This window comes from Shewanella indica, assembly GCF_002836975.1.
GTDB lineage: Bacteria > Pseudomonadota > Gammaproteobacteria > Enterobacterales > Shewanellaceae > Shewanella > Shewanella indica.
Genome location: NZ_NIJK01000053.1, coordinates 64,043 through 85,939 on the forward strand (window position 1 = coordinate 64,043; position 21,897 = coordinate 85,939).

Below are 21,897 nucleotides of genomic sequence, written 5' to 3' on the forward strand. Positions count from 1 at the left end.
GTTAAAATCCTTTCCGCAAATTAGGCCTGATAGTAAGAACCGTTGTTGGCTGCCAGTTCACGCATGCCATCGGTCACTTGGTAGAGTCCCCCCAGGTGGGCGTATTTGTCAGCCAGGGCGACAAAGTTGGCAACGCCCATGGTATCCAGATAGCGGAACACACCGCCTCTGAATGGTGGGAAGCCAAGACCATATACCAGACCCATGTCGGCTTCAGCCGGGGTGGCTACTATGCCTTCTTCCAGGCAGCGTACGGTTTCAATAATCATGGGGATCATGGTGCGGGCGATGATTTCATCGCTGCTGAACTCCTTGAGTTCACCGAATTCGGCCTGCAGTAATTCGTAGCTGACAGGATCCTTGTCTTTCTTCGGCTTACCACGCTTATCCACAGAATACTGATAGAAACCTTTACCGTTTTTCTGCCCCAGGCGCTCATGGTTAAACATGATATCTATGGCATCTTTGCCTGTTTTGCCCATACGGTCCGGGAAGCCTTCGGCCATGACAGCCTGGGCGTGATGGCCGGTATCCAAACCGACTACATCCAGCAGATAAGCCGGGCCCATAGGCCAACCAAACTGTTTCTCCATCACCTTGTCGACGGCGATAAAGTCTGCACCATCGGCCAGTAGGCCATTAAAGCCGGCGAAATAGGGGAAGAGTACCCGGTTAACAAAGAAGCCGGGGCAGTCGTTGACCACAATCGGCGTCTTGCCCATCTTGCTGGCATAGGCCACTACAGAGGAGATGGTTTCTTCCGAGCTGTGTTCGCCACGGATCACTTCCACCAGTGGCATCTTGTGCACAGGGTTGAAGAAGTGCATACCGCAGAAGCGGGAAGGGTCTTTCAGACTCTTGGCAAGCAGGTTAATCGAGATGGTTGAGGTGTTGGACGCTATGATGGCATCGGCAGCTAGCTGCTGCTCGACTTCGGCCAGCACAGTCGCCTTAACCTTGGGATGTTCTACTACCGCTTCTACTACTATATTGGCGTCTTTGACGGCGTTGTAGTCGAGCGATGGGGTGATGTTATTGAGCACTTTGGCCATCTTGGCCGGGGTGGAGCGACCACGCTCTACCTGGGCCGTCAGTAGCTTGGCCGCTTCGTTAAGGCCGAGATCCAGCGCCTTCTGTGCTATGTCCTTCATCACAATCGGCGTACCCTTGCTGGCACTTTGGTAGGCGATACCGCCGCCCATAATGCCTGCGCCCAATACTGCGGCTTGTTCTATGTTTTTGGCTTGTTTGGCGGCCCTCTTGGCTTTGCCTTTGACCAGTTGGTCATTGAGGAAGATGCCGATCAGCGCCTTGGCCACATCTGTTTTGGCCAGTTGAATAAAGGCTTGATGTTCTACCAATAAGGCTTCTTCGCGCCCCAGACCGGCTGCCTTTTCCACAACGTTAACCGCCGCCATTGGTGCCGGATAGTGCTTGCCGGCAACGGAAAACACCATGCCCTTGGCTGTGGTGAACGACATCATGGCTTCCAGCTTGGGCAGTGTCAGTGGCGACTGTTTACGTTGACGGCGGCTCTGCCAGTCAAGTTTGCCAGCCAGCGCGTCCTGTAGCATCTGTAGTGCTGCGGCCTGGAGCTGCTCTGGAGCCACTACTGCGTCTACAGCGCCGACTTTGAGAGCGGCTTCCGGGCGTTGGTCTTTGCCTGTGGTGATCCACTCCAGTGCATTGTCTGCACCTATCACTCTGGGTAGGCGCACTGTGCCACCGAATCCCGGGATGATCCCCAGCTTGGTTTCCGGCAGGCCGATTCGGGCACTGGTGTCGGCAATGCGAAAGTCTGTGGCCAAAATGGTTTCGCAACCACCGCCCAGGGCAAAACCATTGATGGCAGAAGCGGTTGGGAAAGGCATGTCTTCCAGCTTGTTGAATACCGCATTGGCTTGCTGCAACCATGACAAGAGTACTTCATCTTCCTGGGCGAACAACCCAAGGAACTCAGTAATGTCGGCACCGACAATAAAGGCATCTTTGGCCGATGTCAGCAGCAGTGCCTTAACGCTGGATTCTGCTTTGATGGCGTCCAGAGCCTCATCCAGAGAGGTCAGGGTGGCGCGGTCGAATTTGTTTACCGATCCTTCGGCATTGAAGCAAAGGCTGGCGATATTATTCTCGAGTAACTCAACCTGAATCATCGAATTTTGGTAGATCATTGCTTGCATCCTTATTGCTTAGGAGTAGGGCAGCTCAGGCCATCATTTGACCAGTTGTTGCTCAGTGTGCTTCGAAAAAAGGAAAAATACAACACCCAATTTAAACGATCGTTTAATTGCTTACCGGTTAGCTGCAAATTTCAGCTTTGTGATACACTGCACACTGGCTTTTGTTGTAACTGTGAACAGCTTCCAATAGCAAGGGGAACCTTGATTTCAGATAACAGGAACGGCTTATTATGCAACTGGCTCAGCATTATCAATCACATATAAACACTCTTAATCAAAGGGTTGCCGAGATTTGTGCCCGTGAGGGACTGTCTGGATTGGCAATTCATTCGGGTCAACCCCACAGGCAGTTTCTGGACGATATCGATTACCCCTTCAAGGTGAATCCCCATTTCAAGGCCTGGGTGCCTTTACTGGAAACGCCTCACTGTTGGCTGCTGGTCAATGGTCGTGACAAGCCAGTACTGATCTTCTACCGTCCCGAAGACTTCTGGCATAAGGTGACAGATCTGCCGCAAAGCTTCTGGTGTGACAGCTTTGATATCCGTATTTTGACCAAGGCCGATAAGGTGGCGGACCTCCTGCCTGTGGCCGAAGGTCGCTGGGCTTATATAGGTGAACACCTGGAAGTGGCTTCTGTGCTCGGGTTTAACAACTGTAATCCCGAAGCCGTAATGAGTTACATGCACTTTTATCGTGCCTGTAAGACAGATTACGAGTTGGAATGTATGCGTCAGGCCAACCGCATTGCGGTCAAGGGCCATCGCGCGGCCAAGAACGCCTTCTACAGTGGTGCCAGTGAGTTTGAAATCCAGCAGCAATATCTAAGTGCCATAGCACAAGGGGAGAATCAGGTTCCTTATGGCAACATCATAGCCCTCAACCAAAATGCTGCCATTTTGCATTACACTGCGTTGGAGCACGAAAGCCCACAGCAGAGGTTGTCTTTTCTGATCGATGCAGGTGCTTCTTTCCACGGCTATGCCGCCGATATCAGCCGTACCTATGCTTTTGAAAAAAATAGGTTCCACGATCTTATCCAGGCGATGAATCTACAGCAGCTTCAACTGATTGAGCACTTGCGACCCGGCAAACGTTATACCGAGCTGCATCTGCTGGCTCATCAACAGCTGGCGACTCTGTTACTTGAAGTCGGTCTGGCCAAAGGCTCACAAGAGACGCTGCTGGAGCAGGGCATTACCAGGGCGTTTTTCCCTCACGGGCTGGGGCATATGTTGGGATTGCAGGTGCATGATGTAGGTGGTTTCTTCAATGACGAACGCGGCACTCATGTGGCCCCTCCGGAAGAGCACCCGTTTCTGCGCTGCACCAGGACTATGGCGCCCGGGCATGTAGTAACCATAGAACCCGGGCTTTACTTCATCGACAGCCTGTTGGCGCCACTCAAACAAGATGGCCGCAAGGCGTTAGTGGATTGGGACCTGGTCGCCAGTTTGCGCCCGTTTGGTGGGATCCGCATCGAAGACAATGTCATAATCCACGCCCATGGCAACGAAAATATGACTCGAGAGTCTGGTCTCATTGATTGAAAGTTATCCCATTGCGGCCGAAGAACAGGAATATGAAGAGGAGATAAAGCACAGCCGCTTTATCTCTCTGGTATTTCCCTGTCATTCGCCGGAAGAGTTTAAACAGCAACTACAACAGATAAAGCAGCGTTATCCCGGTGCCAGTCATTATTGCCAGGCATTTATTTGTGGTGCACCCATGGGGCAGTCGGCCATGGGGTCGAGTGATGATGGCGAGCCGGGTGGTAGTGCCGGTCGCCCCATGTTGGCGGTATTGCAGGGGGCTGGCATAGGCGAGATTGGCGCGGTTGTCGTGCGTTACTATGGCGGCACCAAGTTGGGTGTGGGTGGGCTGGTTCGTGCCTACAGTAGTGGGCTCAAGCAGATGTTGCCCAAGCTGGCGACCAAGACCAAAATGCTCAGGGAAAAAGGCTATCTGGTTTGCCGTTACGACCAATTGGCCGATGTCGAACATCTGCTGCAGAGGCTCGATGTGTTGATAGAGGAGCGGGAGTTTTCAGAGCTGATTCGGCTGACACTGGCCGTGCCCTTATCTGTTACCGGAAGCATCAATAAGGAGCTGGCTCCCATGAGCCAAGGCCAGTTAAAGATAGATTTTTCACAGTGAACACTCTGATAACTTGTGCGACAATGCTGGGTTTTATTGGCCAATGGACTGATTGAAAAACGGCATGCATTACCGAACAATTACCCGTATTACCGGGTTACTGATAGGGCTCTTCTCCATCACTATGCTGCCTCCGGCATTGGTGGCCCTTATCTATGAAGACGGCGGTGGTACAGCCTTTATCAAGGCCTTCTTTATCAGTCTATTTATCGGTTTCTGGCTCTGGTATCCCAATCGCCACCATAAGGCAGAACTCAAGACCCGAGAGGGTTTTTTGATTGTTGTGCTGTTCTGGACCGTACTTGGTGCCATAGGTACCTTGCCCTTTTTGCTATCGAAACAGCCGGACTTGTCGCTGGCCGACAGTATTTTTGAATCTTTTTCGGCACTGACAACCACAGGGGCCACTGTGATTGTCGGCCTGGATAACCTGCCAAAGGCGATACTCTTTTATCGTCACTTGCTGCAATGGCTAGGTGGCATGGGAATTATTGTGTTGGCGGTAGCTATTCTGCCGGTGTTGGGGATTGGGGGGATGCAGCTTTACCGGGCTGAGATCCCCGGGCCCGTAAAAGATTCCAAGATGACCCCCAGGATTGCCGAAACGGCCAAGACGCTCTGGTATATCTATCTGATGTTGACCCTGGCCTGTGCCGGTGCTTACTGGCTCGCCGGTATGAGTGCCTTCGATGCCATCAGCCATTCATTTTCTACTATCGCCATCGGCGGCTTCTCCACCCATGATGCCAGCATGGGCTACTTTCAAAGCCCGACCATCAATTTAATTTGTGTGGTATTTCTACTGATTGCGGCCGTGAACTTCAGCCTGCACTTTGCGGCATTTTCCCGCCGGGGGATCAACTTCAAGGTTTACTTTCGTGATGCCGAATTCAAGGCGCTTATCGGTATTCAGTTACTGCTGACCGCTATCTGTTTCGCCACCTTGTATCACTCGGGGATCTACGACTCACCGGAACAAACTCTGGATCATGCGCTGTTTCAGGCGGTATCCATTTCCACCACAGCCGGTTTTGGTACCGAGAGCTTTCATGTTTGGCCGCTGTTTCTGCCTATTCTGTTGATGTTTTCCAGCTTTATCGGCGGCAGCGGTGGTTCTACTGCCGGCGGGATCAAGGTTATCCGCGTGGTGCTACTGTTACTGCAGGGCTCGCGCGAGCTTAAGCGTCTAATTCATCCCAGGGCCATGTTCTCCATTCGTATCGGTTCCAAGGCGTTGCCGGATAGGGTGATAGACGCTGTTTGGGGCTTCTTCTCCGCTTATGCTCTGGTGTTTGTCATCTGTATGCTGGTCCTGATGGCCATGGGGATGGATGCGATTACGGCCTTCAGTGCCACCGCAGCTTGCCTCAACAACCTGGGGCCAGGCCTTGGCGAAGTTGCCAGCAACTACGCCAGCATAGGTGACGGAGCTAAATACGTGCTTGTGGTTGCCATGTTGTTTGGGCGCTTGGAAATCTTTACCTTATTGGTGTTGTTTACCCCGACTTTCTGGAAGAACTGATGAGCAAGACTCTGATTATTTACTCGACCGTTGATGGCCAGACCAAGGCAATATGCCAGACCATGGCCGATGAATTGAGCCAAGCGGGTGAGATAGTCTCTATGGTATCGCTGGCTGAGGTGGAAACCGATACGTTACCGACATTCGATAAAATCTTGGTGGGTGCCAGCATACGTTATGGTAAGCATAGGCCTGAGCTGTATCGTTTCGTCAATAACCATCATGCGCTGCTGAACGCCAAGAAGAACGCCTTCTTTACCGTGAATGTTGTGGCCCGCAAGCCGGAAAAGAATACACCGGAAACCAACCCTTATATGCAGAAGTTCTTGCAGTTATCCCTGTGGCAGCCACAGTTGCAAGGCGTGTTTGCCGGCAATATAGCCTATCCCAACTACGGTTTATTTGACCGTAGCATGATTCGGCTGATTATGTGGATAACCAAGGGGCCAACAGATACCAGTGGTACTTATGAATTCACCGATTGGCAGCGGGTGAAGACATTTGCTGCCGAGTTTGCCGAGCTTTAATAAGGAAGGTGCGAATAAGTCCTCGTGGCACTCTGGCTTGCACAGCAATTGGCGTTCAAGGCATCTGACTGAACGCATGCCGGGGCCTGTCGAGGTTGGATAACGCAGAAAGCCGGTTGCTGTGAAAGCCCCTAAGGGCGTGGCTTACAAGCCTGCCTGCTGTGTTGTGTTTCTTGCAAAGGACTAGGGCCATTTGCTGCGAACCACGCCTTGCATCCAGGCCCGTAAGCCGACGCAGAGCACACATGGGACTTATTCGCACCTTCCCTAAGCGCAGTACTTGCGGTGCAGGATAGAGATGACCTCTGTGACCTGCTGGTTCTTGAGCGAGTAGTAAACAACCTGCGAACTCTTGCGGGTCGCCACCAGATCTTCGGCACGCAGTACTGCCAGATGTTGTGACAGAGCGGACTGGCTCAGGGGTACGGTTTCATTCAGCTGAGTGACGCTCAACTCTTGATCCAGTAGTAGGCAGAGGATCATCAGGCGGTAAGGGTTGGCGATGGCCTTGAGCCATTTGGCAGCGTTTTCCGCATTGGAAAGCATGGCTGCGACATCAATATCTTTTTGCATCAGCTTGGAACCTCTTCGCCTTTTGATTAGGTTATTCTAATTGAATGGGGAGATGAGCACAATCATCAGTCTTTTATCTGGATCGCAATTCTAGCCTGAAAAATACCGATACAGCGCAATTTGCGGCAATATTCTCACGGGTTGAAGCCGATTATGTGATCTTTCAACTTGTTCAATCCGGGCGATAAGCCACACAATTTAAGTTACAGACACTCAATAGGCGAACTTATGAAATCCATTCTTGTGCTCTACTTCTCCCGTGGTGGCCACACTGCCAAGATCAGTCGCTGTATTGCCGAAAGGCTACAGCAGTTGGGCCATGAGTGTGACAGCATGGATTTGGCTGCGGCTGAGGCGGAAAACATCGACTGGCAAAAATATGATGTCGTGGTCCTCGGTGCTTGTGTGCTTTATGGTACCTACGACAAGAGCGTGTTCGCTTTTTGCAGCAAACACCAACAGGTGCTGGCAGAGAAAGGACTCAGTTTCTTTTCCGTCAATGTGGTGGCTCGCAAGCCGGAGAAACGGATCCCGGAAAACAACAAGTATCTGCAGAAGTTTATTGCCCTGTCGGATTGGAAGCCCAAGGATGTGAAGATTATCGCCGGTAAGGTGGATTACCCCTCTTGGGGCTGGCTGGACAGCTTTATGATCCGGCTGATCATGAAGATGACGGGGGGGCCAACCGATCCCAAGACGGTTATCGACTACACGGACTGGGAAGACGTAAAGCACTATGCCGAGTACCTGAGTGACTTGGCTTCCTGATAGAGGCAATGTTTTCAAAGCGCAGTCCTGGTACTGCGCTTTTTTGTATGTGTGGAAAAGGGTGGCAAGGTAAATTAACTTTCACTATCTGTGTGCCTGTTGTCCGCTTAATATGGCTGGCTTTATTGGCACGACTTTAGGAGGTGTCATGAATGACGGTGAGATTCGCCTACGGGCGCTGGAAAGAACAGACCTGAGGTTTATTCATCAGCTGAATAACAACCGCATCATTATGGCTTACTGGTTTGAAGAGCCCTATGAATCGTTCGATGAGCTTGAAGAGCTCTACAACAAGCATATCCACGATAAGACAGAGCGGCGCTTTATCGCAGAAAATGCTCAGCAGCAGACCATAGGTCTGGTTGAGCTGGTGGAGATCAATGACATTCATCGCAATGCCGAGTTTCAGATAATCATAGCGCCTGAGTTTCAGGGGCGAGGCTACGCCAGGGCCATGGTTAACAAGGCGCTCAACTACGCCTTTACCATACTGAACCTATACAAGGTTTATCTGCATGTGGCCTTGGAGAATGACAAGGCGTTACAACTCTATCAGAAGTGCGGCTTTAAAGAGGAAGGCCATCTGGTGCAGGAGATCTTTATCAACGGCCAATACTCGGATGTCAAACGCATGTATGTCCTGCAGACCGATTATCTACAGCTGAATAAAATTCACCCATAGATAATATCAGTATTTCCAGAAGCTGGGATGGAACAAGACGGCGACAGTCAGGATCTCCAAGCGGCCCAGTAACATGCCTATCGACAGTGCCCATTTGGCCAAGTCCGGCAGGCTGGAAAAGTTGCCTGCTGGGCCGATAACAGGGCCAAGCCCTGGGCCGACGTTGGTCACTGCCGTTACTGCGCCGGACAGGCTGGTGACAGGGTCAAGACCACAAAGCACCAACACCAGCGTCAGCATCACGATAACCAGCATAAACAGCAGTGCGAAGGTCACCAAGGAGCGCACAATCTCTTCATTGATAGGTCGGTTGTTGTAGCGCTCGCGGAAAATGCCGTTGGGATGAAACTGCTGCTTCAACTGTTCGCGCATGATGGCGCCGGCGATCTGGAAGCGGAATATCTTGATGCCGCCGGAGGTTGAACCTGAACAGCTGCCGACAAACATCAGGAACAGAAAAGCGATATTTGCCAGCGCCCCCCAACTGCCATAGTCGGTCAGGCCATAGCCTGTGGTAGTGACCACGGAAACCACGTTGAAACTCGAGAGCCGCAGGGCGTCAATAAAGGCTATTTCACGCGAACTGTAGAGCCAATAAGCCAGAGAGAAAGACACCAGCAGCAGAAAAAGAATAAAGCCTTTCACTTGGGCATCATTCCAGACCTTGATACTACGTTGCTGCAGACTCTGAACAAACATCAGCAGCGGCAGGCCACCGGCCGCCATAAATACCACGCCGACCCAGTGCGCCGCCTTGGGAAAGGCTGCCATGGAACTGTCCGAAGTCGAGTAGCCCCCAGTGGAGAGCGTGGTCATGGCATGGTTGAGCGCTTGAAACCAGTTCATCCCCGCCAAGTGATATGCTAAACCGCAGCATACTGTCAGCCCCAAATACACCAGAAACAGGTATTTGGCCAGGCTCTGGGTGCGGGGGATGGCCTTTTCGGACCAATCTGAGGATTCGGTTCTGAACAACCGCATCCCCCCAACGTTGAGAAACGGCAGAATGGCCACTGCCATCACAATAAAGCCTATGCCACCGAGCCACTGTAACAGCGAACGCCAGACAAGAATGCTGTGATCCATGCTGTCCAGCCCGGATAGTACAGTGGAGCCTGTGGTGGTGATCCCCGACATGGTTTCAAAGAAGGCATCTGTATAGCCAATACCGTGATACAGAGTAAAGGGCATGGCGGCGAACAAGCTGACAATAAACCAGGTGAGACTGGTCAGCAGGAACATGTCGCGGATATTCAGATTAAGCTGCTGCCCCTGGCCCCTGTGCATACAGATACTGGAGACAGTACCTGTGACCAGCGCCGATGCCATGAAGGCTGCCACTGTTTCTTCGCCGTAAAACAGGGCGAAGAAGAGTGGAATAAACATAAAGGCCGTCAGCATGGACAAAAACAGGCCTAGGATGAATAGTAGCGGGCGAAAATTCAGCATGGCCAGAGCCTTAGAAGAAGAAAGCGCTCGGCTGGAACAGTTTTTCCACTTCGCCGATAAACTTCTTGTTCACCAGGAAGAGAATGACATGGTCTCCCTGTTCGATAACTGTCTTATCGTGGGCCATCAAGACTTCATCATCGCGGACTATGGCGCCTATGGTGGTACCCGGTGGTAGCTTGATTTCGCCTATCTGTTTGCCGACGACTTTGCTGGTGCTGGAATCACCGTGGGCAATGGCTTCAATCGCCTCGGCAGCGCCTCGGCGCAGTGAATATACGTTGCAGATATCTCCCTGGCGGATATGGGTCAGCAAGGCCGAGATGGTGGCTTGCTGCGGCGAAATGGCGATATCTATATTGGCTTCCTGAACAATATCGACATAGGCTTCACGCTGAATAAGCACCATCACTTTCTTGGCACCCATACGTTTGGCCAACAGTGCCGACATGATATTGGCCTCGTCGTCGTTGGTGACGGCGATAAACACATCGGTTTGATCTATGTGCTCTTCCATCAGGAGTTCCTGATCGGAAGCATCACCGCAGAATACCGTAGTATTTTCCAGCTTTTCCGACAGCGCCTCGGCTCTGTCCTGACGATGTTCTATCAACTTGACCGAGTGATTACGCTGTAGCTTCTTGGCCAGTCCCAAACCTATGTTACCGCCACCGGCGATCATGATATTGCGGTAACTGTTATCCAGCTTCTGCATCTCACTCATTACTGCCCGCACATGGCGACTGTCGGCGACAAAGAACACTTCATCATCGGCTTCTATGATAGTGGTTCCCCTGGGCATAATCGGTCGTCCCTGACGGAAAATCGCCGCTACCCGGGTATCAATATTCGGCATGTGTTCGCGCAGCGCGGCCAGCGCGTTACCCACCAAGGGGCCGCCATAATAGGCACGAACAGCCACCAGGCTCAGCTTTCCTTCGGCGAACTCCAGAACCTGTAAAGCCCCTGGGTAATCTACCAGGCGTTGTATGTAAGCGGTTACTAACTGTTCGGGGGCAATCAGCTCATCTATGATGAAACCACCCCGTGTCCGAGGCTCATTACTCTTGGTTTCACTGTCGATAAACAGCTTATCCTGCATCCCCAAGTACTGCTCTGAGCGAATACGGGCTATCTTGGTTGGTGTGCCAAACAGGGTATAGGCAATTTGACAGGCGGCCATGTTGCATTCGTCGCTGTTGGTTACAGCGATCAGCATATCGGCATCTTCGGCGCCGGCTTCTTTCAAGACGCCGGGGTGGGCTCCGTGACCGACAACCACCCGCAAGTCATATTTGTCTTGCAGTGCCCTAAGGCGGTTTCTGTCACTGTCGACTATGGTGATATCGTTGTTTTCACCCACCAGGTTTTCTGCAAGGGTGCCACCGACCTGACCTGCGCCCAAGATGATTATTTTCATGGCCTCGTCTTATCCCTGAAGTTTCGACTTAACGATTCGCGCGTAATAAAACCCGTCCATATTGTCCTGTCCGGGCAAGATTTGCCAGCCTATCGCATCTGGCTGGTCTGCCTGAGTGATAGCTTCCAACCGGGCATCCGGCGTACGCTCCAGGAAGGCGACAACTTGATCGCGGTTTTCCTGTGGCAGGATAGAGCAGGTGGCGTATAACAGTACACCGCCTGGCTTCAACCACTGCCAGCAGTGATCCAATATCTGTTGCTGCACCTTGGCTAACTCCTCAATATCCTGCGGCTTACGCAGCCACATGATATCCGGATGGCGCCGAATAACGCCGGTAGCCGAGCAGGGAGCATCCAGTAATATGCGATCAAACTTGCCACCCTGCCACCATGAAGCAATATTTGCGGCATCGCCGTGCACCAACTTGGCATTCAGTTGCAACCTTTGCAGGTTCTCGGCAACTCTCTGCAGCCGTTTGTTGTCGTTGTCGACCGCCACCAGTTCTATGTCCGGACACAGCTCCAGCAGATGGCAACTCTTGCCTCCCGGAGCGGCGCAGGCATCGAGAATGGTTTCGCCCGCTTGAGGTGCCAGCAGGGCGGCGGCCCATTGAGCAGCACCATCCTGCACAGACACTGAGCCCTCGCCAAAGCCGGGCAGAGTGGTGACATCGCAGGCTTGCTCGAGCAATATACTGTCTTCCCCCTGACCTGGAGTGGCGGCAATTTCGGCTTCTGCCAAGTGTTGCAGATATTGCTCACGGCTTTGGGATAAACGGTTGTTGCGCAGCCACAGTGGCGGCCGCTGGTGACTCTGCTGCACCACTTGTTGCCAGTTTTCCGGATAGGCTGAAGTGAGCGCCTTGAGGATCCAGTTGGGCGTATTGTGTTCCAGCACAGGGTTATCTGTGGCCAGTGGGCTATTGTCTCGCTGGATATTGCGTAAAACGCCGTTGACTACCTTGACCAGGTTTTCAAACTTCAGCTGACGACAGGCTTCGGCAGTTTCCGAAATGGCTGCATGGGCCGGTATCCGGGTGAAATACAATTGGTAACAACCCACAAGAAGCAGTTGGTGGACGATACGCTGTTTCCCTTTGAATTGTTTACTGAGGCAGTCGCTGACTCTCTTGTCCAATTGTGGCAGGGTGCGCATTACGCCATAGCAAAGCTCGGCCAAAAGCGCCTTGTCTTTGCCGCTGTGAAGTTGCTGCTGTTGTTCGGGCAAGGCAACCGAGAGGGACATGCCCCGCTCCAGCACCTGAAAGATGGCCTTGGCGGCAAGAGCTCTGAGATTCTGCCTCATGATGCTTGAGCCAAATTTTTTCCGGGCTGGAACCATTCGCCCCTGGCGTTGAGAATATCGGCGATATCCAGCGGTTTTTTCCCTGGCAGTTGTGCCTTTTTCAACACCAATAGGCCATCGGCAGTGGCAATGGCTAATCCTCGCTTGTCGGCGCGCACCACAGTGCCCGGCGCAAACTGCTCGGCTGACTCTTCCACTTCGGCCTGCCAGACCTTGATATTTTGTCCCTGGCATTCAAAGTAGCTCACCGGCCATGGGTTAAAGGCGCGGATCTCCTGCCACAGATTGCGGGCAGCTTTATGCCAGTCGATGCGGGCTTCCTCTTTACTGAGTTTTTCGGCGTAGTTGGCCAGTGATTCGTCCTGTGGCTCGGCGGTGAGTTTGCCTTCGGCCAGACCTTGCAGAGCTTGGATCAGTGCTTCCGGTCCCTGTTGGGCCAGTTTTTCATAAAGGGTTGCTGAAGTGTCGTCATCGGCTATCGGCAGCGAGGTCTTGAGCAGCATATCGCCGGTATCCAAACCGACATCCATCTGCATTATGGTGACCCCGGTTTCTTTGTCCCCGGCCCACAATGCCCTTTGGATAGGCGCCGCACCGCGCCAGCGCGGCAGAATGGAGCCGTGAACATTGATGCATCCCAGGCGGGGAGCCTGCAATACTGCCAATGGCAGGATTAGGCCATAGGCGACCACCACCATGATATCGGCTCCCAGAGCTGCCAGCTCCTGCTGGGCTTCTTCGTGGCGCAGTGATTTGGGCTGATAGACAGGAATATCGTGTTCCAGCGCCAGCGCCTTGACCGGGCTGGGGGTGAGTTTATGGCCTCTTCCGGCGGGTTTGTCCACTCGGGTATAGACGGCGATGACTTGATGCTCTGAGTCCAGCAGCGCCTGCAGGTGGCGCGCTGCAAAGTCCGGAGTACCGGCAAAAATGATCTTCAGTGGTTTCAAAATAGATCCTAATTATTCGGGATTGATTCAGGCTTTCGCTTCCTGACGTGCCGCTTTTTCCAGCTTTTGTCTGATCCGCTGACGTTTCAGTGGTGACAGATAATCAACGAAAAGCTTGCCCTTTAGATGATCCATCTCATGCTGAATACAGATGGCAAATAAGCCGTCTGCTTCAATAGTAAATTCATTGCCATCTCGGTCGAGTGCCGTCACGGTAATAAATTCGGCTCTGTCCACCTTGGCATAAATACCGGGTACAGACAGACAACCTTCTTCATTACAGAAGTCACCGCTGGCACTGATAATTTGGGGGTTGATAAAGACTTTTGGACGTTCAACGTCATCCTGTAAGTCCATCACTATCAGTTGCTTATGAAAATCGACTTGAGTTGCGGCCAGACCAATACCCTTTTCTTCGTACATGGTCTCGAACATATTATCGATTTGCGTCTGCAGGGCAGAATCAAATTCTGTCACTGGCTGGGCAATCGTGCGTAATCTCTCGTCTGGGAATCGTAATACTTTTAACAGGGTCATAGATAAACTCTTAACAAGTCTGTCAAATCCGTGCCAGTTGGTTATACTGACTTGTGCTATTGCGTTAATTTTAATCCTTAGCGGCTATCAATAACAGCAAAAGCTCTCACTAATGAGCCAGACAACATGGAAGCCCCCATGAAACGGTTAATTTTACTCGCGTTACTGACATTTAATTGCACCTTCGCTGCTGCAGATACCCTGACATTAAAACCCGGTCACCCTGATACTTATGTGGTCAAGAAAGGCGATACCCTTTGGGATATATCGGCACTGTTTCTCAAAGACCCTTGGCGTTGGCCCAAACTCTGGGGCGCCAATCCCCAGATAGCCAATCCACACCTTATTTATCCCGGCGATCGATTGACGCTGGTGTTTATTGATGGTGAACCCAGATTGGTCAATAAACCTCATGTTCGCAAGAGCCCGGCCGGAAGGATTCAGCCTAAAGATGGCGCCATTCCAACGGTGGATTTGGCTTTGATCCAGCCCTATCTGGTGCAGAACCGGGTGGTCGACCCTGAGTGGTTCAAGGAACAACCTATGGTGCTGGGGGGGGAAAGAGATTCCCGTCACCATGTGATGGACGACATTATTTATATCCAGGCCAATCTGCCACAGGGCGATAAGGTCGGGATGTATCAGCCCGGGCGCGAATTTACCAATAAGGAAAGCGGCGAGTTGCTGGGTCAGGAAGTGATCCTCAGTGCCAGCGGCCGAGTGGTGGAATCGGGTGAAATTTCCAAGGTGAAGCTGCTTAACAATTTCCGTGAAACCAAAGCCGGTTTCCGAGTGTTGGCGATAGAAGATGACTCCTTGTTGTCTGCCTACTTTATTCCCAAGGCCAGCGATTTAGAGGGTGCCAAGGTGTTGGCATCTGAACGTAAAATTCGCGCCATGGGTAAACTGGATGTGTTTTATCTGGACCGGGGCGACCGTGAAGGTGTTGAGCCCGGCGATGTGTTCTCTATCTATAAGGACGGTGCCGAGGTGGTGATCAACGGCGAGGGTATCCCGGTGCCGCCGACCGAACGCTCCGCTTACGATAACTTGATGGCCAAGATGGGCTCAGACAATGCCGTTAAGCTGCCGGATCTCTATCGCGGTCAGGTCATGGTGTTTAAGGTATTCGACAAAACAGCTCTCGGGCTCATCATGGTGAATGAAAGCCCTGTCAGGGTAGATGACCTTTTGGTCAGGCCTGACACATTATTGAAAGGTGAATGACGCATAATAGTCTGGTTGATTGGCTGGTTGTCGCTGCGGTATCTGGACTGGGACCCCTCCGGATAAGGCAATTACTCTTGCACATGGATGTGGCTGAGTTGAGACAGAGGCTGGAACATGAACCCCGGTCTTTGCCAATAAACCAGACACAGCTCCAGCGCTTGGAGTTGGCTCCTGAAAAAGTTGACCAAGCCTTGCAATGGCAGCAGGGTGCCGAGGGTAGATATCTAATCTGTCCTGACGATCCTTTTTACCCGCCTCTCTTGAAACATATTCCTGACTTTCCTCCGATTTTGTTTGTCAAAGGACAGGTTGAAACCTTGCTGCAACCCGCGCTGGCCGTTGTTGGCAGTCGCGATGCCAGCCGCGCCGGTTTGTCGCTCGCCTGGCAGTGGGGCGCCGAACTGGATGCCTTGAACATCAGCGTATGCAGTGGCATGGCTACCGGCATAGACGGCGCAGCTCACCGGGGAGCCTTGTCGGCAACCGGCAAAACCATTGCGGTACTAGGTACCGGAATTGACGAAATTTACCCTCGAAGGCATAGGCTTCTTTATGATGATATTCAAGTACATGGTGCAGTTATCAGTGAACTTTGGCCCTCCGTCGGTGTATTTCCCGGGAATTTTCCCAAACGAAACCGTATAATCAGCGGCCTTGCAATGGGAACCTTGGTAGTAGAAGCTCGTCGGCGCAGTGGTTCACTGATCAGTGCTCGCCTGGCATCAGAGCAAGGTCGAGAGGTTTTTGCAGTTCCAGGTTCAGTTATGGGCGATGAACACCAGGGATGCCACGATTTAATTCGTAATGGGGCAAAACTTGTGGAGTCGGTGGCCGATATAGTGGAAGAGTTGGCGCCTTTATGTAGTTGCCACCTTGAAGACTTGCGCAAGAGTCACCATATAAAACCAAGTGATAACTCTGAGTTGCCATTTAAAACGCTGTTAGCTAGTGTAGATTATGAGACCACACCTTTGGATGTGGTGGTTGAGCATAGTGGAATAACGTTGGATCTGGTGTTGGAACAATTGCTTGAACTTGAGTTGCAAGGTTGGGTTGCCGCAGTACCCGGTGGTTACGTTAGACTTAAGAGGAAATAGCCATGTTTGATATCCTCATGTATCTGTTTGAAAACTATGTTCATAGTGAAGTTGAAATGTTGGTCGACGAAGATGAGTTGACCAAAGAACTCACCCGTGCCGGTTTCCATCAGTCCGAAATCATCAAGGCGCTTTCCTGGCTTGAGCGGTTGGCCGAACTGCAGGAGAGCGATACTCCCTACCTTAGAGGGCATACTCAACATTCCTTCCGCATCTACACCAAAGATGAAATGGAGAAACTGGACGTCGAGTGCCGTGGTTTCCTATTGTTCCTGGAACAGATTCGGGTATTGAATGTGCAAACCCGGGAAATGGTTATCGATAGGGTGATGGAATTGGACGAGCCAGCTATGGTGTTGGAAGACCTCAAGTGGGTGATTCTGATGGTATTGTTCAATGCGCCCGGTAATGAGTCTGCCTATGAGCAGATGGAAGATCTTATCTTCGAGCAACCAGAAGAAGGTCGATTACACTCCTGAACGGCAGTTTACATTCGACAATCTCAGCACGGATAGTATGGCTAATGTGAAGTGGTTTTATATCGCTCTGGCACCAAACGAGATGTGCTGAGATTCTTGAGCAAAAAGAGCAGCTGCAAGATATATGTGCCGTTATTGCCTGTCTTGGCCGGTATCAATTCAATTCGCTTTCAGGATATTCTCAGAAAGTTGGGCAATCTTTTTGGCTGCAGTTATCTTCATTTCCCCATTGTCTGAATACTTCAATTTTTATCATTCTGCAAAAGAGAGCGATAAGCCTTTCTGAAAAAGACCACGACAGTTTCCAACCTATGTAACTTTTTCCTGAAGTGAAGGCTATTTCACTATCTGTTCTTGCCGGCTGAGTCTTTCAGTGAGTGTGGTCATCAACTCGACTCCCTTTATCCGTGTGGCGCTGGTAAAATGTTCGCCTAACTCTTTTAACAGCGAGATGTGTCATGGCCAAGATAGACCAGCAGTTGTTCAATGCTCGGGCGCACGCGCTCGAAAAAGAATATGAACTTTGTCCCAAGTGCGGCAGTGAGCTCTCCGTGCGCCACAGTAAGCATGGTGGTTTCATTGGCTGTAATAATTATCCAGCGTGCGATTACACCCGGCCTTTGGTGCAGCACGAATCCATCGACTCTCAGCCTATTCCCGGCTCCGAGTGTCCCCAGTGTGGTCACGAGTTGGCGGTCAAGTCGGGGCGCTTTGGTATTTTTATTGGTTGTACCCAGTATCCGCAATGCACCCATATCGAGCGACACGATCAGCAGGAAGAGGCTGAAAAAGTGCCTTGTCCTCAGTGTAATAGCGGAGTGCTTGAGCATAGAACCAGTAAGTTCGGCAAGAGCTTCTATGCCTGCAGCAACTACCCCAAGTGCAAGTTTCTGGTGAATTTTCCTCCTCGGGCAGAGGCTTGTCCTGAATGCGGTTTCGGTATTCTGGTAGAGCGCAAGGGCGCTGCCGGCGACAGACTGGAATGTCCCCGTAAGGAATGTAAGTACAAGCGAACTCTGTGATCCGGCTCAATATGTGACTATAATCACCTCCGCTGTCGCCGAGGGCGCTCAGCCGTCTTTGTCTCTATAAAAGGTACTCTCAATGCTGCACTTGCTCGCCGCCAGGAGTAAGCAACTGCTTCTGGATGGAGGGGTCATAGCGTATCCCACCGAAGCTGTTTATGGTTTGGGATGCGATCCCGATAATGAAGCCGCCGTTTCCCGAATTCTCGACATCAAACAGCGTCCCTGGCACAAGGGGCTTATCATGGTTGCCAGTGACTATCGGCAGTTGCAACCCTATCTGGACGAGTCTCAACTGAGTGATGAACAACTGCAGCAGGCGTTTGCCAAATGGCCCGGACCTTTTACCTTTGTTATGCCGGTGCGTCAGGGAATGAGCCAACTGCTTTGTGGTCATTTTGATTCTATTGCCGTCAGGGTGTCGGCCCATCCGGTTGTTCGGGAGTTGTGTGATACCTTGGGCAAGCCGCTGGTATCCACCAGTGCCAACTTGGCGGGTGAGTCGCCGGCTATGACAGTGAATGATATTGAAACAACGTTTGCCGGGCAGATAGATGCCCTTATCGAAGGAGAGTTGGGGCAGCAGCGCCAACCTTCCACCATCATAGATATTCGCAGCGGCCAGATCCTGCGTAATGGCTAATAATTCCAAGCAAGAAGGAGCGAGCATGACGGCACCTGATTCTCACCAGGTAAAAGCATTCTTGATGCAACTGCAACAACAGATTTGTGAAGGACTGGAACGACTGGACGGCAAAGCTGAGTTTACTACCGATGCCTGGAAACGGGCCGAGGGCGGTGGCGGTATCAGTAAGGTACTTAACGGCGGTGACGTGTTTGAACAGGCCGGGGTGAACTTCTCCCATGTAGAAGGCGCGGCCATGCCTGCCTCGGCAACGGCACACAGGCCTGAGTTGGCCGGACGAAGTTTTGAAGCTATGGGGGTTTCACTGGTTATCCATCCGCGTAATCCCTATATTCCTACTACCCATGCCAATGTGCGCTTCTTTATTGCCCGCAAAGAAGGTGCCGATCCCGTCTGGTGGTTTGGTGGTGGCTTCGACCTGACCCCCTATTACCCCTTCCTTGAGGACGTACGCGAATGGCATCAGCAAGCCAAAGCGATTTGCGAGCCTTTCGGCGAAGCGGTATACCCCAAGTACAAAAAATGGTGCGATGAGTATTTCTTCCTGCCACACAGAAACGAAACTCGCGGTGTCGGTGGCCTCTTCTTCGATGACCTCAATGAAGGTGGCTTTGAGCAGTGCTTTGCTTTCATGAAGGCTGTTGGAAATGGCTTCTTATCTGCCTATGCCCCCATTGTTGAGCGGCGTAAGGATACCGAATATGGCGAGCGTGAACGTGAGTTCCAACTGTATCGCCGTGGTCGCTATGTAGAGTTCAATCTGGTCTATGACAGAGGAACTCTATTTGGGCTGCAAACCGGCGGCCGAACCGAGTCAATACTCATGTCGATGCCGCCCTTGGTTCGCTGGCAATACGCCTATGAACCCGAAGCCGGCTCTGCCGAAGCAAGGCTCTACAGTGACTTTTTACATCCCAGGGATTGGCTCACCGAATAGTTAGTAAGGGTAACCAATAAGCCTTTCTTTGGCTTATTGGTTACGCATATGGTCTGCTAACTGAGCGATAGCATTGAAAATCACCTTTCTGTGTTCGGGATCCTTCAGATTGGCCTCCAGTGAGGCCCTCATACATAACAGCCACTGATCACGCATTCTTTCATCAACGGCAAACGGCATATGTCTGGCTCTAAGCGCCGGGTGGCCATATTTGGCTTGATACAGCTGAGGCCCTCCCAACCAACCACTGAGAAATTCATATAACTTCTGTTCCGATTGTGCCAGCGGAGCCTGATGTATGGACAAAAGTTCCTGAGTATCCGGCCGCGTTTGCATTTGCTGATAAAAGCTCTTGGCTATGGCGCGTATCGTTTCGTCGCCACCAATCAGATCATAGGCGTTGGACTGAGTGGGGTCCCGCTCGGCCTCGGGTTTACGATTGAGAATTTTCTTTAGCCAGTTCATTTTGTGTTGAATCTTGTTGTCGATTTTGGCGCCAGTATACACTGAAAACCCCATAGGTCGGCAGCCTTGCCTGGCCTTGGGCCGCTGAGTAGACTGATACATCTTCCATTGCTCTGGAGCACAGATGACCGACAGCTATGCCGTCTTTGGCAATCCCATTCAACACAGTAAATCACCCGCTATCCATGCAGCTTTTGCCGCTCAGACTGGGCAAAACCTAAGCTATCAAGCGATTCTGGCGCCAATCGATGACTTCAGCGGCAGTGTCACGGCTTTTTTTGCTGCCGGGGGGATGGGCGCCAATGTCACTGTGCCTTTCAAGGAACAAGCCTTTCAACTCTGTGATGAGTTGAGTCAGGAAGCTGAAACCGCCGCCGCAGTGAATACCCTGATTAAACTGGATGATGGCAGAATTCGGGGTGACAATACCGATGGCTACGGCTTGGTGGCCGATCTCAGTCGTTACCTGATACTGAAGGATAAAAAGGTCTTGCTGCTCGGCGCTGGTGGGGCTGCCAGGGGTTGTCTGCTTTCTCTGTTGGCGGCCGGTGTCGGCCATATTGATATCTATAATAGAACATACAGTAAGGCCGAGGTGCTGGCGGCTATTGCGCCACAGCAATTACAGGCGTTGAGGCGAAATGAACTCTATGAGGGTTATGATCTCATTATCAATTCCACCTCAGCCAGTTTACATGGTGAGTTGCCGGATATTCCCGTAACCGTGGTTGCCAATCATAGCTATTGCTACGACATGATGTATTCGGCACAAACAACCGCGTTCAATTGCTGGGCTGCCGAGCAAGGGGCGGCAAAAACACTGGATGGGTTAGGAATGTTGGTGGGACAGGCGGCTAGAAGTTTCTATTTATGGCGAGGTGTCATGCCCAAAGTTGAGCCTGTACTCGAGAGTCTGCGGCAAGAATTAAAAGGAGAGGCCTCATGAATCAGGGGATCATCTTCAGCGACTTGTGTCAGTGGCAAGCCGAATCAAACAGGCTCAAGTTTATGGCCCAGCAGCAAGGGGTCAATATTCCTTGTTATGTTGGCTTACAACGTATGCAGCAAATAAGTGGCAAGGTTGTTCTCGAAGAGCAAGAGATCCTGAGCCTGTTTGAACAGTGGCGCTTCGACTTCGAAGATGAAGCCGAGGCGCTGATTGAGCAGGAATGCTTCAATGAGTCAGGTGAGATAGAGTTACCTGAGTCAGTATAACTTTCTTAGTCAGTACTACTTTGCTCGGCCAGGTACTCATCTTTAAGGCGGACATAGTTGTCTGCCGATTGTGGCAGAAATTGGCGTTCGGCCTCGGTCAAGGGGCGGGCTTGTTTGGCCGGGCTGCCTATATAGAGAAAGCCACTCTTTAGTACCTTACCGGGAGGCACCAAGGAACCTGCACCTAAAATCACATCGTCTTCGATGATGACGCCATCCAAAATAATGGCTCCCATGCCAACTAATACTCGATTACCTACCTTGCAACCGTGAAGCATGGCTTTGTGCCCTATGGTGACATCATCGCCGATGAGCAGCGGGTGTCCTTCGGGGTTGGCCGGAGACTTACGGCTAACATGCAGGACTGTGCCATCCTGAACACTGCTGCGTTTGCCGATGCGAATATGATTGACGTCACCCCGGGCAGCCACCATGGGCCAAACGCTGGCGTGCTGATCCAAAAAGATGTCACCTACCAGAACCGCAGCTTCATCAACATAGACGCCTTCGGCCAACTTTGGCTTGGTACCTTGGTAAGATCTGAGAGAATTGGCCATAAAAAGTCCTTAAATGAATGGTTTTCGCCATTATAAAGATTAAAAAGTGGCAGGTCAGGACAAATTCTCAGCAAGTAAGCCAAAAACAGCAGTTTTCTTTTAAAAAGCCCTTGCACAAAAGTTCAGGCTCCCTATAATGCGCTCCCACTGACACGGCACAGCGGCAACGCGAA

General features: G+C 51.6%; 23 protein-coding genes. 14 read left to right on the top strand and 9 right to left on the bottom strand.

Going from position 1 to position 21,897, the window contains the following annotated elements:
- Positions 1–20 precede the first annotated feature (20 nt).
- Positions 21–2,171 (bottom strand): fatty acid oxidation complex subunit alpha FadB, encoded by a 2,151-nt coding sequence (gene fadB / locus CX650_RS18880; protein ID WP_101096721.1) that lies wholly within the window; start codon positions 2,169–2,171, stop codon positions 21–23.
- A gap of 236 nt (positions 2,172–2,407) precedes the next feature.
- On the opposite strand from fadB, the gene pepQ reads away from it, so the two are divergent.
- The 4 genes from pepQ to hemG (CX650_RS18900) all read left to right on the top strand — a co-directional run bounded on the left by pepQ (position 2,408) and on the right by hemG (CX650_RS18900) (position 6,386).
- A complete protein-coding gene (gene pepQ, locus CX650_RS18885; protein WP_101096722.1) occupies positions 2,408–3,730 on the top strand; it encodes a Xaa-Pro dipeptidase in 1,323 nt (440 codons plus the stop codon).
- On the top strand, positions 3,723–4,337 hold the full coding sequence (locus CX650_RS18890) for a YigZ family protein (protein ID WP_101096723.1): 615 nt from the start codon (positions 3,723–3,725) through the stop codon (positions 4,335–4,337). The genes pepQ and CX650_RS18890 overlap by 8 nt, the downstream gene beginning before the upstream one ends.
- A 64-nt stretch (positions 4,338–4,401) precedes the next feature.
- Positions 4,402–5,859: a TrkH family potassium uptake protein gene (locus tag CX650_RS18895; RefSeq protein WP_025011829.1), complete on the top strand. Its 1,458-nt coding sequence runs from the start codon at positions 4,402–4,404 to the stop codon at positions 5,857–5,859.
- Entirely contained in the window at positions 5,859–6,386 is a 528-nt protein-coding gene (gene hemG / locus CX650_RS18900) for a menaquinone-dependent protoporphyrinogen IX dehydrogenase (RefSeq protein WP_101096724.1), read from the top strand. The genes CX650_RS18895 and hemG (CX650_RS18900) overlap by 1 nt, the downstream gene beginning before the upstream one ends.
- 267 nt (positions 6,387–6,653) lie before the next feature.
- Here hemG (CX650_RS18900) and CX650_RS18905 read toward each other — a convergent pair whose 3' ends face one another.
- Positions 6,654–6,959 (bottom strand): ArsR/SmtB family transcription factor, encoded by a 306-nt coding sequence (locus CX650_RS18905; protein ID WP_025011827.1) that lies wholly within the window; start codon positions 6,957–6,959, stop codon positions 6,654–6,656.
- A gap of 228 nt (positions 6,960–7,187) precedes the next feature.
- Here CX650_RS18905 and hemG (CX650_RS18910) point away from each other — a divergent pair, with 228 nt between their 5' ends.
- Together hemG (CX650_RS18910) and speG are read left to right on the top strand one after the other, a co-directional pair.
- The gene (gene hemG / locus CX650_RS18910) at positions 7,188–7,727 is read left to right on the top strand and encodes a menaquinone-dependent protoporphyrinogen IX dehydrogenase (RefSeq protein WP_054745270.1); all 540 of its coding nucleotides are present in this window, start codon (positions 7,188–7,190) and stop codon (positions 7,725–7,727) included.
- Between the two features lie 148 nt (positions 7,728–7,875).
- Positions 7,876–8,409 (top strand): spermidine N1-acetyltransferase, encoded by a 534-nt coding sequence (speG, locus tag CX650_RS18915; RefSeq protein WP_025011825.1) that lies wholly within the window; start codon positions 7,876–7,878, stop codon positions 8,407–8,409.
- A gap of 6 nt (positions 8,410–8,415) precedes the next feature.
- Here speG and CX650_RS18920 read toward each other — a convergent pair whose 3' ends face one another.
- Genes CX650_RS18920 through def form a run of 5 tightly spaced genes read right to left on the bottom strand, consistent with a single transcriptional unit; the run spans position 8,416 to position 14,073 of the window.
- Positions 8,416–9,858, bottom strand: a complete 1,443-nt coding sequence (locus CX650_RS18920; protein ID WP_028780924.1) for a TrkH family potassium uptake protein — start codon at positions 9,856–9,858, stop codon at positions 8,416–8,418.
- A 10-nt stretch (positions 9,859–9,868) separates the two neighbouring features.
- The gene (gene trkA / locus CX650_RS20265; protein WP_025011823.1) at positions 9,869–11,278 is read right to left on the bottom strand and encodes a Trk system potassium transporter TrkA; all 1,410 of its coding nucleotides are present in this window, start codon (positions 11,276–11,278) and stop codon (positions 9,869–9,871) included.
- 9 nt (positions 11,279–11,287) lie between these two features.
- A complete protein-coding gene (gene rsmB, locus CX650_RS20270; protein WP_189484318.1) occupies positions 11,288–12,586 on the bottom strand; it encodes a 16S rRNA (cytosine(967)-C(5))-methyltransferase RsmB in 1,299 nt (432 codons plus the stop codon).
- Positions 12,583–13,536 (bottom strand): methionyl-tRNA formyltransferase, encoded by a 954-nt coding sequence (gene fmt / locus CX650_RS18930; RefSeq protein ID WP_101096725.1) that lies wholly within the window; start codon positions 13,534–13,536, stop codon positions 12,583–12,585. The genes rsmB and fmt overlap by 4 nt, the downstream gene beginning before the upstream one ends.
- 27 nt (positions 13,537–13,563) lie before the next feature.
- Positions 13,564–14,073, bottom strand: coding sequence for a peptide deformylase (gene def / locus CX650_RS18935; RefSeq protein WP_039035701.1), 510 nt, complete (start codon positions 14,071–14,073; stop codon positions 13,564–13,566).
- A 126-nt stretch (positions 14,074–14,199) separates the two neighbouring features.
- On the opposite strand from def, the gene CX650_RS18940 reads away from it, so the two are divergent.
- The 6 genes from CX650_RS18940 to hemF all read left to right on the top strand — a co-directional run bounded on the left by CX650_RS18940 (position 14,200) and on the right by hemF (position 19,487).
- Positions 14,200–15,300 carry a LysM peptidoglycan-binding domain-containing protein gene (locus CX650_RS18940; protein ID WP_101096726.1) on the top strand — a complete coding sequence of 367 codons (1,101 nt, stop codon included), beginning with the start codon at positions 14,200–14,202 and terminating at the stop codon, positions 15,298–15,300.
- Positions 15,301–15,431: 131 nt separating this feature from the next.
- Positions 15,432–16,400, top strand: a complete 969-nt coding sequence (gene dprA, locus CX650_RS18945) for a DNA-processing protein DprA (RefSeq protein WP_446692567.1) — start codon at positions 15,432–15,434, stop codon at positions 16,398–16,400.
- A 2-nt stretch (positions 16,401–16,402) separates the two neighbouring features.
- Positions 16,403–16,879 (top strand): DUF494 family protein, encoded by a 477-nt coding sequence (locus CX650_RS18950; RefSeq protein ID WP_025889803.1) that lies wholly within the window; start codon positions 16,403–16,405, stop codon positions 16,877–16,879.
- 458 nt (positions 16,880–17,337) lie between these two features.
- The gene (locus tag CX650_RS18955) at positions 17,338–17,901 is read left to right on the top strand and encodes a DNA topoisomerase family protein (protein WP_025889805.1); all 564 of its coding nucleotides are present in this window, start codon (positions 17,338–17,340) and stop codon (positions 17,899–17,901) included.
- An 82-nt stretch (positions 17,902–17,983) separates the two neighbouring features.
- Positions 17,984–18,547, top strand: coding sequence for an L-threonylcarbamoyladenylate synthase type 1 TsaC (gene tsaC, locus CX650_RS18960; protein ID WP_101096728.1), 564 nt, complete (start codon positions 17,984–17,986; stop codon positions 18,545–18,547).
- A gap of 25 nt (positions 18,548–18,572) precedes the next feature.
- Complete coding sequence (gene hemF, locus CX650_RS18965) at positions 18,573–19,487, top strand: oxygen-dependent coproporphyrinogen oxidase (protein ID WP_071476708.1); 915 nt, start codon at positions 18,573–18,575, stop codon at positions 19,485–19,487.
- A 33-nt stretch (positions 19,488–19,520) separates the two neighbouring features.
- On the opposite strand, the gene CX650_RS18970 is transcribed toward hemF, so the two are convergent.
- Complete coding sequence (locus tag CX650_RS18970; protein ID WP_039035707.1) at positions 19,521–19,952, bottom strand: group II truncated hemoglobin; 432 nt, start codon at positions 19,950–19,952, stop codon at positions 19,521–19,523.
- Positions 19,953–20,076: 124 nt separating this feature from the next.
- Here CX650_RS18970 and aroE point away from each other — a divergent pair, with 124 nt between their 5' ends.
- Positions 20,077–20,898 (top strand): shikimate dehydrogenase, encoded by an 822-nt coding sequence (gene aroE / locus CX650_RS18975; RefSeq protein WP_071476709.1) that lies wholly within the window; start codon positions 20,077–20,079, stop codon positions 20,896–20,898.
- Entirely contained in the window at positions 20,895–21,167 is a 273-nt protein-coding gene (locus tag CX650_RS18980; protein ID WP_101096729.1) for a DUF1488 family protein, read from the top strand. Before aroE ends, CX650_RS18980 begins: the two co-directional genes overlap by 4 nt.
- Positions 21,168–21,172: 5 nt before the next feature.
- Here CX650_RS18980 and CX650_RS18985 read toward each other — a convergent pair whose 3' ends face one another.
- Positions 21,173–21,724 carry a gamma carbonic anhydrase family protein gene (locus tag CX650_RS18985; protein WP_101096730.1) on the bottom strand — a complete coding sequence of 184 codons (552 nt, stop codon included), beginning with the start codon at positions 21,722–21,724 and terminating at the stop codon, positions 21,173–21,175.
- Positions 21,725–21,897: the final 173 nt, after the last annotated feature.

Bases quoted from the DNA above. Each gene is read 5' to 3' on its own strand.
- fadB (WP_101096721.1), bottom strand. From the start codon at position 2,171: ATGATCTACCAAAATTCGATGATTCAGGTTGAGTTACTCGAGAATAAT.
- CX650_RS18895 (WP_025011829.1), top strand. From the start codon at position 4,402: ATGCATTACCGAACAATTACCCGTATTACCGGGTTACTGATAGGGCTC.
- hemG (WP_101096724.1), top strand. From the start codon at position 5,859: ATGAGCAAGACTCTGATTATTTACTCGACCGTTGATGGCCAGACCAAG.
- CX650_RS18905 (WP_025011827.1), bottom strand. From the start codon at position 6,959: ATGCAAAAAGATATTGATGTCGCAGCCATGCTTTCCAATGCGGAAAAC.
- hemG (WP_054745270.1), top strand. From the start codon at position 7,188: ATGAAATCCATTCTTGTGCTCTACTTCTCCCGTGGTGGCCACACTGCC.
- speG (WP_025011825.1), top strand. From the start codon at position 7,876: ATGAATGACGGTGAGATTCGCCTACGGGCGCTGGAAAGAACAGACCTG.
- CX650_RS18920 (WP_028780924.1), bottom strand. From the start codon at position 9,858: ATGCTGAATTTTCGCCCGCTACTATTCATCCTAGGCCTGTTTTTGTCC.
- trkA (WP_025011823.1), bottom strand. From the start codon at position 11,278: ATGAAAATAATCATCTTGGGCGCAGGTCAGGTCGGTGGCACCCTTGCA.
- rsmB (WP_189484318.1), bottom strand. From the start codon at position 12,586: ATGAGGCAGAATCTCAGAGCTCTTGCCGCCAAGGCCATCTTTCAGGTG.
- def (WP_039035701.1), bottom strand. From the start codon at position 14,073: ATGACCCTGTTAAAAGTATTACGATTCCCAGACGAGAGATTACGCACG.
- CX650_RS18940 (WP_101096726.1), top strand. From the start codon at position 14,200: ATGGAAGCCCCCATGAAACGGTTAATTTTACTCGCGTTACTGACATTT.
- CX650_RS18950 (WP_025889803.1), top strand. From the start codon at position 16,403: ATGTTTGATATCCTCATGTATCTGTTTGAAAACTATGTTCATAGTGAA.
- CX650_RS18955 (WP_025889805.1), top strand. From the start codon at position 17,338: ATGGCCAAGATAGACCAGCAGTTGTTCAATGCTCGGGCGCACGCGCTC.
- tsaC (WP_101096728.1), top strand. From the start codon at position 17,984: ATGCTGCACTTGCTCGCCGCCAGGAGTAAGCAACTGCTTCTGGATGGA.
- hemF (WP_071476708.1), top strand. From the start codon at position 18,573: ATGACGGCACCTGATTCTCACCAGGTAAAAGCATTCTTGATGCAACTG.
- CX650_RS18970 (WP_039035707.1), bottom strand. From the start codon at position 19,952: ATGAACTGGCTAAAGAAAATTCTCAATCGTAAACCCGAGGCCGAGCGG.
- aroE (WP_071476709.1), top strand. From the start codon at position 20,077: ATGACCGACAGCTATGCCGTCTTTGGCAATCCCATTCAACACAGTAAA.
- CX650_RS18980 (WP_101096729.1), top strand. From the start codon at position 20,895: ATGAATCAGGGGATCATCTTCAGCGACTTGTGTCAGTGGCAAGCCGAA.
- CX650_RS18985 (WP_101096730.1), bottom strand. From the start codon at position 21,724: ATGGCCAATTCTCTCAGATCTTACCAAGGTACCAAGCCAAAGTTGGCC.